General features: G+C 67.2%; 17 protein-coding genes. 16 read left to right on the top strand and 1 reads right to left on the bottom strand.

Annotated features, from left to right (window positions below; all coding sequences use genetic code 11):
* Nucleotides 1-5 precede the first annotated feature (5 nt).
* The 8 genes from BSZ40_RS02905 (at nucleotide 6) to BSZ40_RS02870 (ending at nucleotide 6,975) form a co-directional block, all read left to right on the top strand.
* Nucleotides 6-905, top strand: coding sequence for a shikimate dehydrogenase (locus BSZ40_RS02905; RefSeq protein ID WP_084542568.1), 900 nt, complete (start codon nucleotides 6-8; stop codon nucleotides 903-905).
* The gene (gene aroC / locus BSZ40_RS02900; protein WP_073823123.1) at nucleotides 883-2,091 is read left to right on the top strand and encodes a chorismate synthase; all 1,209 of its coding nucleotides are present in this window, start codon (nucleotides 883-885) and stop codon (nucleotides 2,089-2,091) included. Before BSZ40_RS02905 ends, aroC begins: the two co-directional genes overlap by 23 nt.
* A gap of 2 nt (nucleotides 2,092-2,093) precedes the next feature.
* Nucleotides 2,094-3,722 (top strand): 3-dehydroquinate synthase, encoded by a 1,629-nt coding sequence (gene aroB / locus BSZ40_RS02895; RefSeq protein ID WP_073823121.1) that lies wholly within the window; start codon nucleotides 2,094-2,096, stop codon nucleotides 3,720-3,722.
* On the top strand, nucleotides 3,719-4,246 hold the full coding sequence (locus BSZ40_RS02890) for a shikimate kinase (protein WP_073823120.1): 528 nt from the start codon (nucleotides 3,719-3,721) through the stop codon (nucleotides 4,244-4,246). Before aroB ends, BSZ40_RS02890 begins: the two co-directional genes overlap by 4 nt.
* A 65-nt stretch (nucleotides 4,247-4,311) precedes the next feature.
* Nucleotides 4,312-4,944, top strand: a complete 633-nt coding sequence (locus BSZ40_RS02885; protein ID WP_143180859.1) for a hypothetical protein — start codon at nucleotides 4,312-4,314, stop codon at nucleotides 4,942-4,944.
* An 86-nt stretch (nucleotides 4,945-5,030) separates the two neighbouring features.
* Entirely contained in the window at nucleotides 5,031-5,594 is a 564-nt protein-coding gene (efp, locus tag BSZ40_RS02880) for an elongation factor P (RefSeq protein WP_073823309.1), read from the top strand.
* Nucleotide 5,595: 1 nt separating this feature from the next.
* On the top strand, nucleotides 5,596-6,024 hold the full coding sequence (gene nusB / locus BSZ40_RS02875) for a transcription antitermination factor NusB (protein WP_073823118.1): 429 nt from the start codon (nucleotides 5,596-5,598) through the stop codon (nucleotides 6,022-6,024).
* Between the two features lie 114 nt (nucleotides 6,025-6,138).
* Nucleotides 6,139-6,975, top strand: a complete 837-nt coding sequence (locus tag BSZ40_RS02870; protein WP_073823116.1) for a WD40 repeat domain-containing protein — start codon at nucleotides 6,139-6,141, stop codon at nucleotides 6,973-6,975.
* Here the strand turns inward: BSZ40_RS02870 and BSZ40_RS02865 are convergent.
* Nucleotides 6,972-9,368, bottom strand: a complete 2,397-nt coding sequence (locus BSZ40_RS02865) for an HAD-IC family P-type ATPase (RefSeq protein ID WP_073823114.1) — start codon at nucleotides 9,366-9,368, stop codon at nucleotides 6,972-6,974. The genes BSZ40_RS02870 and BSZ40_RS02865 overlap by 4 nt on opposite strands.
* A gap of 181 nt (nucleotides 9,369-9,549) precedes the next feature.
* Here BSZ40_RS02865 and pyrR point away from each other — a divergent pair, with 181 nt between their 5' ends.
* The 8 genes from pyrR (at nucleotide 9,550) to metK (ending at nucleotide 16,821) form a co-directional block, all read left to right on the top strand.
* Complete coding sequence (gene pyrR, locus BSZ40_RS02860; protein ID WP_425425634.1) at nucleotides 9,550-10,098, top strand: bifunctional pyr operon transcriptional regulator/uracil phosphoribosyltransferase PyrR; 549 nt, start codon at nucleotides 9,550-9,552, stop codon at nucleotides 10,096-10,098.
* A 1-nt stretch (nucleotide 10,099) separates the two neighbouring features.
* Nucleotides 10,100-11,086 carry an aspartate carbamoyltransferase catalytic subunit gene (locus BSZ40_RS02855; RefSeq protein WP_073823112.1) on the top strand — a complete coding sequence of 329 codons (987 nt, stop codon included), beginning with the start codon at nucleotides 10,100-10,102 and terminating at the stop codon, nucleotides 11,084-11,086.
* Entirely contained in the window at nucleotides 11,083-12,393 is a 1,311-nt protein-coding gene (locus tag BSZ40_RS02850) for a dihydroorotase (RefSeq protein ID WP_073823110.1), read from the top strand. Before BSZ40_RS02855 ends, BSZ40_RS02850 begins: the two co-directional genes overlap by 4 nt.
* 104 nt (nucleotides 12,394-12,497) lie before the next feature.
* Nucleotides 12,498-13,361, top strand: coding sequence for an orotidine-5'-phosphate decarboxylase (gene pyrF / locus BSZ40_RS02845; protein ID WP_073823108.1), 864 nt, complete (start codon nucleotides 12,498-12,500; stop codon nucleotides 13,359-13,361).
* The gene (gmk, locus tag BSZ40_RS02840) at nucleotides 13,354-13,920 is read left to right on the top strand and encodes a guanylate kinase (RefSeq protein ID WP_073823106.1); all 567 of its coding nucleotides are present in this window, start codon (nucleotides 13,354-13,356) and stop codon (nucleotides 13,918-13,920) included. The genes pyrF and gmk overlap by 8 nt, the downstream gene beginning before the upstream one ends.
* 10 nt (nucleotides 13,921-13,930) lie before the next feature.
* On the top strand, nucleotides 13,931-14,311 hold the full coding sequence (rpoZ, locus tag BSZ40_RS12475) for a DNA-directed RNA polymerase subunit omega (protein WP_073823305.1): 381 nt from the start codon (nucleotides 13,931-13,933) through the stop codon (nucleotides 14,309-14,311).
* A complete protein-coding gene (gene coaBC, locus BSZ40_RS02830; RefSeq protein ID WP_084542565.1) occupies nucleotides 14,280-15,593 on the top strand; it encodes a bifunctional phosphopantothenoylcysteine decarboxylase/phosphopantothenate--cysteine ligase CoaBC in 1,314 nt (437 codons plus the stop codon). Before rpoZ ends, coaBC begins: the two co-directional genes overlap by 32 nt.
* 37 nt (nucleotides 15,594-15,630) lie before the next feature.
* A complete protein-coding gene (gene metK, locus BSZ40_RS02825; protein WP_073823299.1) occupies nucleotides 15,631-16,821 on the top strand; it encodes a methionine adenosyltransferase in 1,191 nt (396 codons plus the stop codon).
* Nucleotides 16,822-16,826: the final 5 nt, after the last annotated feature.

The raw sequence follows: 16,826 nt of genomic DNA, 5'->3' as shown, positions 1-16,826 counted from the left end.
CATTGATGAGTAGCCGGGCGGCGGTGGTCGGGCAGCCGATTAGCCATTCGTTGTCGCCGTTGCTGCATCGCACCGCCTACCGCGGGCTGGGCCTGGATTGGCACTACGATGCTCGGGAGCTGGCGGCGGGGCAGCTTGGCGCGTTCGTGCGCCAGCTGGATGACGATTGGGTGGGGCTCAGCGTCACCATGCCGCTCAAACCGGAGGCGGTGGCGGTGGCCGACGCCGTGGATCCCCTGGCCGCGGCCCTGGGGGTGGCAAATACCCTGGTGCGGCTGCCCAGCGGGGTACTGACGGCCTTCAACACTGATGTCGGCGGCATTGCGGCGGCGTTGCGCGAGGTGGCGGGTGAGGACTGGCGCCCCCAGCGCAGTTTGCTCCTCGGCAACCGGGCCACCGCTTGCTCGACGATGGCAGCGCTGGGGGAATTGGGCTGCACCCACCACAGCGTGGTGGCCCGCCGGCACGGCGGCCCCGGCTCCACTGCCCTGGTGGCGCACGCCTTGGGGGTGGAGCACCGCCCGGTGCTGTGGCGGGCCACCGACGCCATTGCGGCGGCCGTGGCCGCGGCCGACGTCGTCGTCTCCACTGTGCCAGCCGGGGTGGCCGACGGCCTCGCCCCGCTACTCGCCGCCCACCGGCGGCCTACCGCCGTGTTGCTGGACGTTGTCTACCATCCCTGGCCGTCCGCGCTGAATGCCGCCTGGCAGGCCGCCGGGGGCACGGTGGTGCCCGGCTGGCTCATGCTCCTGCACCAGGCGGTGGCCCAGGTGCGTCTCTTCACGGGACGAGAACCCGGGGTGGCGGCAATGCGTCAGGCTCTGCGTGCCCGCCTGCTGGGCGAGCCAGCCGCAGGCCGCCCGGTGTGGGAAGATGCGGAGCATGCAGTGGACGACCGCAGGTGAATCACACGGGCCGGCGTTGGTGGGCATGCTTGACGGCATCCCAGCCGACATAGCAATCACGACGCAGGACATTGCGGCGGCCTTGCAACGCCGCCGCCTGGGGTATGGGCGCGGTGCCCGCATGAAATTTGAGGCCGACGAGGTACGGATTCTCGGCGGGGTGCGGCACGGCCGGACCATTGGCGGTCCGGTGGCTATCGAGGTGGCCAATTCGGAGTGGCCGAAGTGGCAGACGGTCATGTCTGCCGATCCGGTGGCGCCCGCAGCGCTGCTGCGCGATGCAGGCACGGGGGATGAGCGGGAGATCGCCCGCAACCGCCCCCTCACCCGCCCGCGTCCGGGACACGCCGACCTCACAGGCATGCGCAAGTACGGTTTTGCCGAGGCGCGTCCGGTGCTGGAGCGGGCCTCGGCCCGGGAGACGGCGGCGCGCGTGGCGGTGGGGGCGGTCGCCGCCGCCGCCCTGCGGCAGATCGCCGATATCGAACTGGTCAGCCATGTCACCGCCATCGGTGGGGTGGCGGTGCCCCCGGACTCCGCCGTGCCCACAGTGGGGGACGTAGCAGGTCTGGACGCCGATCCGGTGCGCTGCTTTGACACCGCCGTCTCGGCGGCCATGGTTGCTGAGATCGATGCCGCCAAGCGTGACGGAGACACCCTCGGCGGTGTGGTGGAGGTGTTGGCCTACGGCGTGCCTGCGGGTTTGGGATCCTACGTGCGGGCCGAGGCGAAACTGGATGCCCAGTTGGCGGCCGCGCTGATGAGTATTCAGGCGATCAAAGCGGTAGAAATCGGCGACGGTTTTCGTACCGCGGCGCGGCGTGGCTCGGTAGCTCACGACGAGATTCACCCGGGTCCGCACGGTCCCCAACGCCAGACCAACCGGGCGGGTGGGATTGAAGGAGGCATGTCAAACGGCGAGACGATCGTCGCGCGGGCCGCCATGAAGCCCATCTCGACGGTGCCCCACGCGCTGGCCACCATCGATGTGACTACCGGGCAGGCTGCCCGGGCCATCCATCAGCGTTCCGACGTGTGCGCGGTGCCAGCGGCGGCGGTCGTGGCCGAGGCCATGGTGGCCTTAACTTTGCTAAAGGCCTTATTAACTAAGACGGGCGGGGACTGCGTGCGCGAATGTCGCCGTAATCTGGAGGCATACCTGCAAGCTGACCCCTTAGGAGGCTAGTCATGAGGCGCGTGCCCGACGTTGTTCCCCGCCAAGCGTTGCCGATTGTCTTAGTGGGTTTGCCCGGCGCGGGTAAGACGTCAGTGTCGCGGGAGCTGGCGCGTTTGACGGGAATGCCAAGCATTGACACGGACTCGGAGGTGCGGCGGCACACAAGGCTGTCCATTCCGGAGATTTTTGCGCAGCGGGGCGAGGCTGGTTTCCGGGAGGTGGAGCATCGGGCCATTGCCCACACCCTGCAGATCGCGCACGGCATCGTCGCCTTGGGCGGGGGAGCGGTGCTGCACCGGGGCACGCGGGAGCTGCTGCGCTCCCACACCGTCGTCCACCTGTTGGTGGAGCCTGACGAGGCTGTCAGAAGGGTCACTGGGGGCGAGGATCGGCCCCTGCTGGGCAACGATCCAGACGCCAAGATGCGGGAGTTTCACGCCCAGCGCGCCGCCCTCTACCGGGACGTGACGACGGTGGCGGTGGAAACCACCGGGCGGGCCCCGGCTGAGATTGCCGAGGAAATAGTGGAGAAGATCCGGCAGGGAATCGGGCGGGTCAGTCAGGTCAAGGTACCGGGTAATAGGCCCTACAGCGTGGTGCTGGGGCACGGTTTGAATGGTCGCATCGCTCACCTAGTGGGGGGGACGGCCCGCCGGGTGTTGCTGGTGCATGCCCCGGCGTTGGCGGACCGCGCCGAGGCCCTGGCTGCCAAACTCACCCGCTCCCGGCACACGCACCACGATGTCAAGGTAATCCGGCATGTCCTGCCCGCGGGAGAGGCCGCTAAATCCTTGACGGTCACTGGGCAGTTGTGGGACGTGATGGGGGCCGAACAGTTGGGACGGCAAGACGTGGTGGTCGCGTTGGGGGGTGGGGCGACGACAGACCAGGGGGGATTTGCCGCTGCCACCTGGTTGCGGGGCATCGATGTCGTCCAGGTGCCCACTACGGTCTTGGCGATGGTGGACGCCGCCGTGGGGGGGAAGACAGGCATTAACACGTCTGCTGGCAAGAATCTGGTGGGGGCCTTCCATCCCCCGCGCGGAGTTATCTGCGACTTGGATAGTCTGGAGACACTACCGCGCCCGGATCGGCGGGCGGGTTTGGCCGAGGTTCTCAAATGCGGCCTGATCGCCGATCCCGTTATTTTGGAGCGGGTAGCGCAGGATCCGCAGGCATTGGTAGACGGCCCGGTCGTGGCGATGCGGGAAATCATGGAGCGCGCGATCGAGGTCAAGGCCAAGATAGTGGGCAAAGACCTGCGTGAGTCGGGCCTACGGGAGCTGTTGAACTATGGCCACACCCTAGCCCACGCCATTGAGCGTCACTCTGATTACCAGTGGCGGCACGGCGATGCGGTGGCAGTAGGGTGCGTGTTCGCGGCGGCATTGGCTGAGGAGCTGGGGGTGGCGGCGGCAGGTATGCTCGACCAGCATCGGGAGATATTTGCTAGCGTCGGATTGCCGGTTACCTATCCCCGGGAGGCATTTGCGGACCTACGGGAGATCATGGCACAGGACAAAAAGGTGCGAGACCGTTCGCTGCGTTTTGTGCTGCTGCGGTGCCTGGCCAAACCCCAGGTGCTGGTGGTGCGCGATGAGGCAGCGCTTCAGCGGGCGTACGCGGCGGTCGCCGAGTGAGACTCATACTTATCGGGGCACCGGGGACCGGCAAGTCGACTCTGGCTGCCCACCTGGCGGCGCGAGGATGGCAGGTGTGGGAATCGGACGACGCGGTGGAGCGTGTCCTCGGCCGTAGTTTGGCTGATTTACATGTCGCGGGTGCGCAGGATGCCTTGCGGCAGGCAGAGCAGCAGGCAGTGTGCGCGCAGCTGTCCGCCCCCCGGGATGGCATAGCGACCCCACAGGTGGTGGTCGTTGGCTCAGGGGCCATTGAGAGTCCGCTGGTGCGCCAGGCGCTCACCCTGGCCCGGCAGGCGGGGGATCCGGTAGTGCATCTGGACGCTGACTTGGCTGCGGTCAGCCGCCGTCTGGCGTTGGGGGCGCCAGGCGGGCTGGCGCCCGTGCTCCCACGGGCGCTGTGGGGGCAGCTGCGGCGGGAGCGGTTGCCGCGCTACCGGGCGGCCGCCAGTCACACACTCGATACCACAGGACTTTCGGCCCGCGACGTGCTTGACAAGGTTTTAGACTTGTTGGGTCGATAACAAGGCAGAGTTAGACAAGGTAGATAGCTTGTGATGGCTTTAACAAGCCCGGGGGAGTGGCGCGCGTGTTCGTGTTGACGGCTGAGGAAGACCAAGCCACGGGGGGAGGCGAACACCTCCAATCGACGATTAGTGCGCTGCGGATCCATTTGGCCGACAGCTCCCACGCATTGGCCCTGCCACCCGAGCGCACGCTGGGGGATGAGTTTCAGCTCGTCAGTCTCACGCCAGCGCCCATCGTGACCGCTTGCCTGTTTTTACTGGCCGAAGGGCGGTGGGCCATCGGCGTGGGCATCGGTCCCGGGCAGTTGGCCTATAGCCCGCGCGCCAGTCGCGGGCCAGCGTTCGTGGCCGCGCGCGCGGCAGTCGAAGCGGCCCGCCGCCGCAGCGCGGTGCGACCAATCGTCATCCACGGTTCTGATCCCGAAGGTGCTAGCCACGCCACCGCCATTGCGCAGGCGCTGGCGGCATTCGTCATGCAACGCAGTGCTGCCGGTCACTCCGCGGTCGCCGCCGTGAGTGCCGCCGCCACGCAACAGGCCGCTGCCCACGCCCTGGGCATCACGCAGCAGGCCCTGAGCCAGCGGCTCACCGCCGCTCATCACCGCGAAGTGCTGGGGCTGAGCGCGGTGCTGGAGCGAGGGCTGAGCGCATTGGACGCTCTCTACCGAGCAGCCGAGCGGGGCGGTGGCGGCTAATGTGGCGCAGGCCTTAGCTGGAATCACCGGGCGTGCGCGGTATCCTGAAGGGCGGTAAGCAACAGACAAGCGGTAAGGACACCTACGTGGCAACGACCAACGACCTGAAGAACGGTATGGTGCTGAAGATCGAGGGCCAGCTGTGGTCCGTCGTGGAATTTCAGCACGTCAAGCCCGGCAAGGGCCCGGCCTTCGTGCGCACCAAGCTCAAGAACGTGCTGTCGGGCAAGATCGTGGACCGGACCTTCAACGCGGGCCTGAAGGTGGAGACCGCCACCGTGGACCGCCGGGACATGGAATACCTGTACCAGGACGGGCAGGACTACGTTTTCATGGACACCCAGACCTACGAGCAGATCACCATCCCGGGCGAGACCGTGGGCGACGCCCGCAACTTCCTGCAGGAAAACCAGCAGTGCATCGTTGCTACCCACGAGGGCGAGGTGCTGTACATCGACCTGCCCGCCTCGATCGTTACCGAAATTACTTACACCGAGCCCGGGCTGCAGGGTGACCGCTCCTCGGCGGGCACCAAGCCCGCCACCATCGCCACCGGCTACGAGATCCAGGTACCGCTCTTCCTGGAGATCGGCACGAAGGTCAAGGTAGACACCCGCACCGGTGACTACCTGGGCCGCGTGAACGACTGACGTGGCCGACGCACGTTCCAAAGCCCGGCGCCGCGCCGTCGAGGTGCTTTTCGAAGCGGAGACAGTGGGGGCCCTTACCAGCAGCGAACTGGCGGCCCTGGCCGCCGCCCGGCGGCAGATCACGGCGGCGCACACGCCGCTGCCCGCGTTCGCGCAGGAGATCCTCGCCGGGGTGGCGGCCAATCTCGGGCAGATCGACGACGTGCTCAACACCTACCAGACGGGTAAGGCAATCTCCCGCCTGCCGCAGGTGGATCGCGCGATCCTGCGGGTCGGGGTGTGGGAGTTGCTGTTTGCCGACACCCCACCGAATGTGGCCATTGACGAAGCGGTCAACCTGGCGGCTCTGCTGTCTACCGACGAGTCTCCGCCCGTCGTCAACGGCCTCTTGGGCCGCATCAAGGACCTCGCCCCGACGCTGCGGAGCTGACCCGGCGGGGCCCGGCCACGCCGGGCCCCGCTCACCTTTGCTCTGGTCCCGAGCGGCACCGAGTGCCGCGGCCAGTGGCAGCGGGCAATTCCGATCCATGGCACCCTGGGCTACATGCTCGTATTGCCCCACAACGGCCACGTCTACACCGCGAACTGGCACCCAAGTGGCCGCCTGCTGGCGACGGGGGCTAGTGACGGTGCCCACCTGTGGGAGACAAAGACCGGGCAGCGGGTTTCCCACTTGCGCACCGACGAAGTTACTTCCCTGGCGTTCAACCCCACCGGCTCCTTGTTGGCAACCGTCAGTCCCACCGGCGTCGTTCGTCTCTGGCGGGACGGTGAGCTGCAGGACACCCTCGCTGGGTACTGCTGTGCCTGGCATCCTGCGGGCACGGGGCTAACGGTAGTGATGGGTACTGAAGTCTCCCGTTGGGACTGCGTCACCCAGCAGACGACCGCATGGTTTGAGCTAGCCAGTCCCGCCACGGCGGCAAGTTGGAGCGGTGACGGACAACTGTTACTTGTGGGCGGGGCGGCCTGGCGTGCCGGTCAAGTGGTCGAACTGGGACACAGCGGGCGGTTGACTAGTTTGGCGCTGAGCCCCGACGGTGCCCGCTACGTCACGTCGGCCCTCGGCCATAGCGCGCCAGTTCGTGACAGCGCCACCGGAAGCCAATTGCTCAGCTTGGAACACGGACACTCCTGGTTTACCGGTATCGATTGGAGTCCAAACGGACAGACTATTGTCACCGGATCCACTGACCGCCACCTGCGGTTCTTCGACGCGGTCACGGGCACACTGAGGGGGGTGTTACAGCAGCCAGGCTGGGTTTGCACGGTGGCTTTTAGTCCCACCGGCTCGTGGTTGGCAACCACCGCGGACGACGACTGCGCGCGATTGCTGCCGAATCCAGACATCGGCGAAGCCGTCAGCGGCCGACCCCGTTAGGCGCGGCGCCGCAGTACTTCCAACGTCCCGGCGAGCACCAGCCAGCAGGCGGCGCACAGCAACCAGGTGGCCCCGCTCGGCCAGGTCAGCAGGAAGAATGCCCGCCAGGCGGGAATTAACACGCACAACAGGGCCACCGCCGCCATCGCGGCCACCAGCAGCACCCGCCACCACACCCACGGGCGGGCGGTCTGGGCGAGCAGAATCAGTCCGCCGCCGATGAGCACCAGCGTGGTGCCCGTCGTCAGCTCCTTCTCGGCGACCCCGCGGGAGGAGAGCCAGAAGTAGGCTGCCAGTACGGATGTGCCGATCAGCAGCCCGGCAGGCACCGCCAGCCGCAAGACGCGCCGCAGGAAACCGGACCGATAGCGCCGCCGCGCCGGGGCCAGGGCCAGGATGAAGGCGGGCAGCCCGATCGTCAGTACCCCGACGATCGTCAACTGCCGCGGCAGGAACGGATAGGCAACGCCGGCCACTGCCACCGCCACCGCCAGCAACGCCGCGTAGGTGGTCTTGGCCAGGAACAGCGCGGCGACTCGCTCCATGTTGGCCATCACGCGGCGTCCCTCAGCCACGACCCGCGGCAGGGACGAGAACCGCCCGTCCAGCAAGACCAGGCGCGCCACCGCCTTGGTGGCGGCCGCGCCGTTGCCCATGGCGATGCCGAGATCCGCGTTCTTCAAAGCCAGGGCGTCATTGACACCGTCGCCCGTCATGGCCACGGTGTGCCCGCGGGCCTGCAGGGCCCGCACAAAGTCCCGCTTCTGTTCCGGCGTCACCCGGCCCAGCACGGTGGCCTGCGCCAGCGCGTCGGCCAGCGCCTGCCCCTCGGCCTCGTCGGCGGGCGGCAATGTGCGGGCATCGACCCCCACCGGGGCCCGCCCGGCCGCGTCCCGCAAGCCCACCTTCGCGGCGATGGCGGCCACCGTGACCGGGTTGTCGCCGCTGATCACCTTCACCGCCACCCCCTGGTCGCGGAAGTAACTCAGCGTCTGGGCGGCGTCGTCCCGCACCTCCTCGGAGAGCACCACTAGGAGCTCGGGGCGCAGATCCGTGGGCAGCTGCGGGGCAGCATCTTGCAAAGGGGCGGCGTCGCCAGCGCTGGCTACCACCAGCACCCGGCTGCCCTGCCGGGATAACTGTGCCACGTCGCGTAACGCGGCCGCTGCCGCGCCGTCCTCAGCTGCTTGGTTATCAGTGGTGGCCAAAACGATCTCGGGTGCCCCGAACACGTAGGCGCGGTGCGGACTGTCCGCGGCCACCAGGGCCGCCCACTTGCGGGCCGACGAAAACGGCACCGTGTGGCTCGCCGCGAGCGCCGGGACGTCGGCGAGGGCGCTGGCCACTGCGGTCGCGGTGGCGTTTGCATCACCGGCGGAGACCAGGGTCACCAGCGCCGCGCGGGCGCGCGCCTCGTCGGGCGCACTGCACCCGGCCGTGGGGCGGATCTCCTCCAGCTGCACCCCACCAGAGGTAATCGTGCCGGTCTTGTCCAGGCACAACATGTCCACGCGGGCCAGCACCTCCACCGCTGGCAGCTCCTGGACCAGTACCTGCTTGCGCGCCAGCGCCAGGGAGGCGCCGGCGAAGTTGACACTGGTGAGCAGCACCAAGCCCTGCGGCACCATGCCCACCACTCCGGCCACCGCCAACACCAACGCCGCCTGCCAAGACGCTGCATCGCTCAACCGCAGCTGCGACCACAGCAAGATCAGCGTCATGGGCACAATGACGTAGCCGATCCAGGTCAGCACCCGGTTGGTGGCTGCCTGCAACTCGCTGTGCACCTTCGTAAACTTCCGCGCTTCGGCGGCCAACCGGTGAGCGTAGGCCTGCGCTCCGACCGCATCGATCTGCACTAGGGCGGTGCCCGCCATGACGGTGGTGCCAGACATTACCCGGTCACCAACTTGCTTGGTCACCGTCACCGACTCCCCCGTCAAGATCGCCTCATCGATCTCCAGGCCGGTCGATTGCAACACGAAGCCGTCGGCAGGCACTTGGTCGCCGGAGCGCAGTTGCAGCAGCTCGTCCAGGACTACGTCGGCCACCGGCACGTCCTGTTCCGTTCCGTCACGTACCACGTGCGCCAGGGGGGTGGCCAGCACCGCCAGCGAGTCAAGTTTGCGCTTGGCCTTAATCTCCGCCAGCGTGCCGGTCGCGGTATTGATAACCAACACCAGCCCGAAGACGGCATCACGCCAGCTGCCCACCAGCAGCACTACGAGCACGGCCGCCGCCAAGAGGGCATTAAAAACGGTAAAAACATTGGCCCGTAGGATTTGCGCGGCGGACCGGGAAGAAGGATCGCGCACGGCGTTGGTGTGCCCGGCGGACACTCTTTGGGCTACCTCGCGGGCGGTGAGACCCGCATAGTCAGTATCTGTATGCATCGTCTCCCCACCCTAGACGGTGTGCGGCGGCGGCAGGGCAGGGGGCAGACCCCCAAATTGGGGCCGCCTGTGGCGAGTAGCACGTCGGGAGTTAGGCACTCCTCGTAAGCGGTGGCCATAGACTTGCTGCCGCAAGACATCCTTTAAGAGCCGTCCTGTGAGGCGGGGAAGGAGGTCTGTCGTGGTGTACGACGACCCCAAAACCGAGGGCAAGGAGGTTCTCGGTAGCGCCGAGATCAACCGTTCGCTCACGCGCATCGCACACGAGATTCTCGAGAAAAACGCGGGGGGTGAAAATGTAATCTTGCTGGGGATTCCCACCGGGGGAGTGCCGTTGGCCCACCGCCTGGCAGCGAAATTGGCACAAGCCGGGCAGCCGGTGCCTGCCGGGGCGCTGGACATCACCATGTATCGCGACGATCTTGGTCGCCAGGGTGTGCGCGTGCCCTCGCCCACCGTCATTCCCGGCAACATCGATGGCAAAACTGTGGTGTTGGTTGACGACGTCCTGTATTCCGGGCGCACCATCCGTGCCGCCCTCGACGCGTTGAATGATGTCGGGCGGCCGGCCGCCGTGCAGTTGGCGGTCCTCGTGGATCGCGGTCACCGCGAACTGCCGATTCGGGCGGACTTTGTAGGCAAGAACCTGCCGACCTCCCGCGCCGAATCTGTGCGCGTGCTACTGGAAGAAACCGATGGCCGCGACGCGGTCGTGCTGCTGAAGGACTGAAATGCGCCACCTACTTAACGCCTCCGACCTGTCACTCGCCGAAGCACTGACCATTCTCGACACTGCCGAAACTATGGCTGCCACCCAGTCGCGCGCGGTGAAGAAGCTGCCGACGCTGAGGGGCAAGACCGTAGTTAATCTCTTCTTCGAAGACTCCACCCGCACCCGCCTGTCGTTCGAGGCGGCGGCCAAACGCCTGAGCGCCGACGTCATCAATTTCTCTGCCAAGGGCTCTTCCCTTTCCAAAGGGGAGTCGTTGAAGGACACCGCCCTGACGCTGCAGGCAATGGGGGCCGATGCGGTAGTCATTCGGCACTCGGCTTCCGGAGCTGCCCATCGATTGGCCTACGCGGGCTGGATCGACACCCCCGTCTTGAACGCGGGTGATGGCACCCACCAGCACCCCACCCAGGCCCTCCTGGACGCCATGACCATGCGGCGCCACATTGCCGGGCCCGGCCGCCCTGGTGACGGCTCGGCCCCCGCGGCCGGTGCCACCCTGGAGGGAGCCCGCATCGTGATTGTCGGTGACGTGCTGCACTCTCGGGTGGCGCGCTCCAACGTCGACCTGCTGCACACCCTGGGGGCGCAGGTCACCCTGGTAGCCCCGCCGACCCTGCTGCCCATGGGAGTGGAGAACTGGCCGGTGACGCTGCGCTTCGACCTGGACGAAGCCCTCGAGGTCGATCAGCCAGACGCCATCATGATGTTGCGCGTGCAGCGCGAACGCATGAGCTCGGCCGGGGGCGGATTTTTCCCCTCGCCCCTGGAATACCACCGGGTTTATGGCCTGGGGGTGGAGCGCCTGGCTGCTCTGAAACCCACCTGTCAGATTCTCCACCCTGGCCCGATGAACCGGGGCCTGGAAATTTCGGCCGAAGCCGCCGATCACGCCCGCTCCCGCATCGTCGAACAGGTCTCCAACGGGGTCGCGGTGCGCATGTCTGCCCTCTACCTGCTGCTCGCCAACGAAGGACTCGAAAAGTGAACTACCTGATCAAGAATGCCGCGCTGCTTGGCGAAGAGAAGCAGGACATTGCCCTCGTGGATGGCACTATTGCCGCCATCGGGACGGACGCTGCCACCGTGGCGGGTGACCAGGCCCAGGTCGTGGAAGCGGACGGACTGATTGCACTGCCAGGCCTCGTTGACTTGCACACTCACCTGCGGGAGCCCGGGCGCGAGGACTGCGAGACCGTGGACTCCGGCACGCGCGCGGCAGCCCTGGGCGGCTACACCTGCGTGCACGCTATGGCCAACACCTCCCCGGTGCAGGACACCGCGGGCGTGGTTGAGCAGGTTGCGCGCTTGGGACGTGAAGCCGGCTGGGTGGAGGTGCGGCCCGTGGGGGCAGTGTCGAAGGGGCTGGAGGGCAAGGCCCTAGCGGAGCTGGGGGCCATGGCGCACTCGGCAGCCCAGGTGCGGGTCTTTTCCGACGACGGTAAGTGTGTCCACGACCCGGTGCTGATGCGCCGCGCCCTGGAGTACGTCAAGTCCTTCGATGGGGTGATCGCCCAGCATGCGCAAGAACCGCGCTTGACAGAGAACGCCCAGATGAACGAGTCGCCGCTGTCAGCCAAGTTGGGGCTGGCGGGCTGGCCGGCCGTGGCAGAAGAGGCCATCATCGCTCGCGATATTCAGTTGGCGGCGCACGTGGGCTCGCGTCTGCACATCTGCCACCTGTCCACCGCAGGCTCGGTTGAATTGGTGCGCTGGGCCAAATCCCGTGGCATCGCGGTGACTGCTGAGGTCACGCCGCACCACCTGTACTTCACCGAAGATGAGGCCCAGAGCTACGACCCGCTCTACAAGGTCAATCCACCGCTGCGCACGGCGGCGGACGTGGAAGCGGTGCGGGAAGGCCTGGCTGATGGCACCATAGACATCGTCGGCACTGACCACGCCCCCCATTCGCTGGAGGACAAGGACTGCGAGTGGGCCGCCGGCGCTTTCGGGATGACCGGGCTGGAGACCGCCCTCAGCGTCGTGATAGCCACCATGGTGGAGACTGGGCGCATGACCTGGGCTGATGTGGCGCGCGTCATGTCCACCACCCCCGCCCAGATCGGGCGCGTGGCCGGACAGGGGCAAGGCCTAGTCGTTGGTGCCCCGGCGCATGTCGTGCTCGTCGACCCGGCTGCGCGCCGCGTCGTCGACCCGGCCACCCAAGCCACCAAGTCCGCCAACAGTCCGTACCGTGGTCGGGAACTGCCAGGCCAGGTGGTGGCCACCTTCTTTGGGGGACGGGCCACCGTGCTGAACGGGCAGCTGCAGGTGCCCGCGACAGAGAACTGAAGGCGGCCAATATTTGCAACTCGGGGGGCCGGGCGCCCGCTGCCAGGTTCCGGCAACGGAGCCGGGCCGGGCGCCCGGCCCCCGTGGAAAGGGCAAAGCGAGAAATGATCGGTTTTGGTGACCGGCTGCGCGCGGCAGTGGCCGAGCGGGGGCCGTTGTGTGTGGGTATCGATCCGCATCCGGCGTTGTTGGCCCAGTGGGGGCTGCCCGACGACGCGGCCGGGCTGCGGCGTTTTGGTCTCACTGTGGTGGAGGAACTCGGCGGGTGTGTGGCCGCCCTCAAACCGCAGTCGGCATTCTTCGAACGCCACGGTGCGCGCGGTATCACGGCCCTGGAGGACATCTTGGCCGCCGCGCGCCAGCGGCAGGTGCTGACGGTTCTGGATGTTAAGCGTGGCGATATTGGTTCCACGATGCTGGGCTACGCGCAGGCCTATCTGGGGGAGGACTCCCCACTGCGGGCGGACGCCGTGACGCTCAGTCCCTACCTGGGGCTCGGTGCGCTCCAGCCGGCTTTCGAGCTGGCGCGGGCCACCGGACGCGGAGTCTTCGTGCTCGCCTTGACCTCCAACCCAGAGGGGGCCAGCGTGCAGCACGCGGGCCAGCCGCCGCGCACCGTGGCCGGGACTATTTTGGCGGGGCTAGCGGAGCTGAATGCCGCCGAGCGCGCTGCTGGGGCGACCTGGGGTAGCTGTGGTGCGGTCGTCGGTGCCACGGTCGGGGATGCTGCCGCGCGGCTCGGATTATCACTAGCAGCGCTGCACGGCCCGTACTTGGCCCCCGGCGTGGGGGCCCAGGGGGCCGGTGCGGCCGAGCTGCGGGCGGTGTTCGGAGCCGCCCGGTCCCACGTCTTGGCCTCCTCTTCCCGCAATATTTTGGCGGCGGGACCGGGGAACCTGGCACGGGCCGCGCAACAAGCTGCTCGCCAAGCAGCCGTCGCGTTGGGGCACAATATTGACCATGACTGATCCCTCTGCTCGCCTGGTGGTGCTGGCGGGCCCCACCGCTGTCGGAAAGGGCACCGTCGTGGCAGCGCTGCGTGCCCGCCACCCGGACCTCTTCGTCTCGGTCTCGGCCACCACCCGCCCGCCTCGGCCAGGGGAAGTGGACGGCGAGCACTACCACTTCGTGAGCCCGGAGGAGTTCGCGCGCTTGGTTGCTAGTGACCGGATGCTTGAGTGGGCGGTGGTGCACGGGCAACACTCCTATGGCACCCCCCGGGGTCCGGTGGAGGCCGAACTGGCGGCAGGACGCTCCGCGTTACTGGAGATCGACCTGGCCGGGGCCATGCAGGTGCGCCGGGCAATGCCCGAGGCACTGCTGGTATTCCTCGCCCCGCCGAGCTGGGAGGAGCTGGTGCGTCGTCTGGAGGGCCGCGGCACTGAAGGAGAGGCCGAGCGCGAGCGACGGCTGGCCACGGCCCGCCAGGAGTTGGCGGCCCAGGCACAGTTCGATCAGGTGGTGATCAACGACGACGTGGCGAGAGCCACCGCACAATTGGAACAGATTCTCGGATTGGAAAGGTAGGATGGCGCGCATGTCTGCTTCTTCCGCCGCCCAGAGGGGCATAATCGACCCGCCGATTGATGAACTTTTGACCAAGGTCGACTCCAAGTACGCCTTGGTGACGTACGCTTCGCGGCGCGCCCGGCAGATCAACACCTACCACCAGCAGCTAGAGCAAGGCATGTTTGAGATGGTGGGCCCCCTGGTGGAACACGACGCGGAAGACAAAGCGTTGTCGATCGCGTTGCGGGAGATCAACGAGGGACTGCTGCGGGTGACCGAGCGGCGTGAGCCCGCCCCGATGCCGATGCCGACAATCCCCGACTTCTCTTCGATCACGGTGCCGGAATTTGACCGGGCCCCGGAGGCGACCTTCGGGGATGCCGAGGCTGACTTCGGTGCCGACTCCTGAGGTTTTTGCGGCAGCTGGTGCCCCCCGTTCCCTGCGCATCGTGCTCGGGGTGACCGGGGGCATCGCTGCATTTAAGGCGCCATTGCTCCTGCGGTTATTGACGGAGGCAGGCCATCAGGTGCGAGTGGTACCCACGCGTAATGCGCTGCGGTTCGTGGGCGAGGCCACGCTCGCGGCCCTGTCCGGGCAGCCAGTGGAGACTGAGGTTTTTGCTGACGCCCAGGGAGTCGACCACGTTTCCCTGGGACAAACCGCCGACCTCGTGTTGGTAGCCCCGGCGACAGCAGACTTTCTGGCGCGGGCCGCTACCGGCCGCGCCGACGATCTCTTGGGGGCGGTTCTTTTGACCGCCCGCTGCCCGGTCGTCGTCGCCCCCGCGATGCACACCGAGATGTGGAATCACCCCGCCACCCGGGCCAATGTGGCGACGCTCCGGCAGCGGGGGGTGCACGTTATCGAACCCGCCGAAGGCCGACTGACCGGCAAAGACTCCGGCAAGGGCCGCCTGCCCGAGCCGATAGATGTCGTCAAAGCAGCGCTGGCGGTCGTGGCGCCGAACGGCCCGCTGGCGGGCTGCCGGGCGCTCGTGTCCGCCGGAGGCACGCGCGAAGCCATAGACCCGGTGCGCCACCTGGCCAACGCGTCCTCCGGCATCCAGGGCACCGAGATTGCCGCCGCTTTGGCCCGGGCCGGGGCGGACGTTGAGTTGGTGGCGGCCAATGTTGCCGACACGGTGTTGGCGACCCTGCCGCCACAGGTGCGGGTCACCCCGGTAGTCAGCGCCGCAGACTTGCGCAGCGCCGTGCGCAGTCACCCGGCCGACATTGTGGTGATGGCTGCCGCGGTGGCCGACTTCACCCCCGCCGCCCCACAGGCGACCAAACGCAAACGCACTGCTGCCGAACGGGCCGGGCAGGGCGAGTGGGTACTCACCCTGGTGCCGACCATCGATGTCCTGAGCGAGCTGACGAGCAACCCGCCACTGGTACAGGGACACCCCACCCGCCCCTCCCTCGTCGTCGGTTTTGCCGCTGAGACAGGTGATGAGGCTGGCAGCGTGCTCGAACACGGTGCCCGCAAAGCCCGCAGCAAGGGGGCAGACCTCACCGTCGTGAACGCGGTGGGCGGGGGACGGGGCTTCGGTGACGTCGACAACGAAGTGTGGATACTGGACCGCACCGGCCAACAGGTGGGCCACGTGCGTGGCAGTAAAGGGGAAGTGGCCGCGGCCCTGGTAGCGGCAATCACATCGTGGCGGCAGGGCAGCGACGAAAAATGTTAGGCACCCGCATTACCATCTATGGGTGACTGAAACACCGCTGCAACTCTTCACCTCGGAGTCCGTAACCGAAGGCCATCCCGACAAAGTATGCGACCGCATCTCGGACGCGGTCCTTGACGCCATCTTGGCCCAAGATCCAACCGCGCGGGTGGCGGTGGAGACCTTCGCCACCAACGGGCTGGTTTACGTGGTGGGGGAGGTGACCACCGAGGCCTATGTCGACGTGCAAGGAATCGTGCGGCAGACAGTAAACGAGATCGGTTACACCTCCTCAGCGGTCGGTTTCGACGGCAACTCGTGCGGGGTGGCGGTATCAATCTCAGCGCAGTCACCGGAGATCTCGCACAGCGTGGAGGCTTCCTTGGAGGCTCGCACCGGGCAGGTGGCAGACGCCTACGACCAGCAGGGCGCCGGGGACCAGGGGCTCATGTTTGGCTACGCCACCGACGAGACCCCCACGCTCATGCCGCTGCCGATCTTCCTGTCCCACCAGCTGGCAGAGCGGCTAGCGCAGGTACGCAAGGAAGAGCTAGTGCCCGGATTGCGGCCGGATGGGAAAACACAGGTGACGGTCGGCTACCGGGACGGGGTTGCGCAGGCCATCCACACCGTGGTCGTCTCCACCCAGCATGCCGAGGACGTCACCCAACAGTGGCTGACGCAAGCCATCACCGAGCACGTCATTAACCCGGTGTTGGCCGCGCACGTGCCGAGCGCAGTGGTCTGCGAGCCAACGATTTTGGTCAACCCCTCCGGCTCTTTCACCCTCGGTGGACCCAAGGGCGACGCCGGGCTGACGGGACGCAAGATCATCGTCGACACCTACGGGGGCATGGCCCGGCACGGGGGAGGAGCATTCTCGGGGAAGGACCCCTCTAAGGTTGATCGCTCCGCGTCGTACGCGATGCGGTGGGTGGCCAAAAATATCGTGGCGGCAGGCTTGGCGCGGCGCTGTGAGGTGCAGGTTGCCTACGCTATCGGGGTGGCCCACCCGATTGGTGTCCACATTGAGACATTCGGTACGGCGACCGTGCCGGAAGACAAACTGTTGGCAGCAGTACGGCAGGTCTTCGATCTGCGGCCGGCCGCCATCATTGACCACCTGCAGCTGCGGCGCCCGATCTACAAGGCAACCAGCGCCTACGGCCACTTCGGCCGCGAGTTGCCCGAGTTCACCTGGGAGCAGACCGACAAGACAGAGCAGCTGCGCGCGGCCGCTGGGCTGTAAGGACA

It is taken from the genome of Buchananella hordeovulneris, from assembly GCF_001907235.1.
In the GTDB taxonomy this organism is placed as follows: Bacteria; Actinomycetota; Actinomycetes; order Actinomycetales; family Actinomycetaceae; genus Buchananella; species Buchananella hordeovulneris.
Note: the sequence above shows the minus strand (reverse complement) of the source record. Positions and strands in the feature narration are given on the sequence as shown.

Coding starts and splice junctions, on each gene's coding strand:
- aroB (WP_073823121.1), top strand. CDS start 2,094: ATGAGGCGCGTGCCCGACGTTGTTCCCCGCCAAGCGTTGCCGATTGTC.
- pyrF (WP_073823108.1), top strand. CDS start 12,498: ATGATCGGTTTTGGTGACCGGCTGCGCGCGGCAGTGGCCGAGCGGGGG.
- BSZ40_RS02855 (WP_073823112.1), top strand. CDS start 10,100: ATGCGCCACCTACTTAACGCCTCCGACCTGTCACTCGCCGAAGCACTG.
- coaBC (WP_084542565.1), top strand. CDS start 14,280: ATGCCGAGGCTGACTTCGGTGCCGACTCCTGAGGTTTTTGCGGCAGCT.
- BSZ40_RS02905 (WP_084542568.1), top strand. CDS start 6: ATGAGTAGCCGGGCGGCGGTGGTCGGGCAGCCGATTAGCCATTCGTTG.
- aroC (WP_073823123.1), top strand. CDS start 883: ATGCAGTGGACGACCGCAGGTGAATCACACGGGCCGGCGTTGGTGGGC.
- BSZ40_RS02870 (WP_073823116.1), top strand. CDS start 6,139: ATGCTCGTATTGCCCCACAACGGCCACGTCTACACCGCGAACTGGCAC.
- gmk (WP_073823106.1), top strand. CDS start 13,354: ATGACTGATCCCTCTGCTCGCCTGGTGGTGCTGGCGGGCCCCACCGCT.
- rpoZ (WP_073823305.1), top strand. CDS start 13,931: ATGTCTGCTTCTTCCGCCGCCCAGAGGGGCATAATCGACCCGCCGATT.
- BSZ40_RS02865 (WP_073823114.1), bottom strand. CDS start 9,368: ATGCATACAGATACTGACTATGCGGGTCTCACCGCCCGCGAGGTAGCC.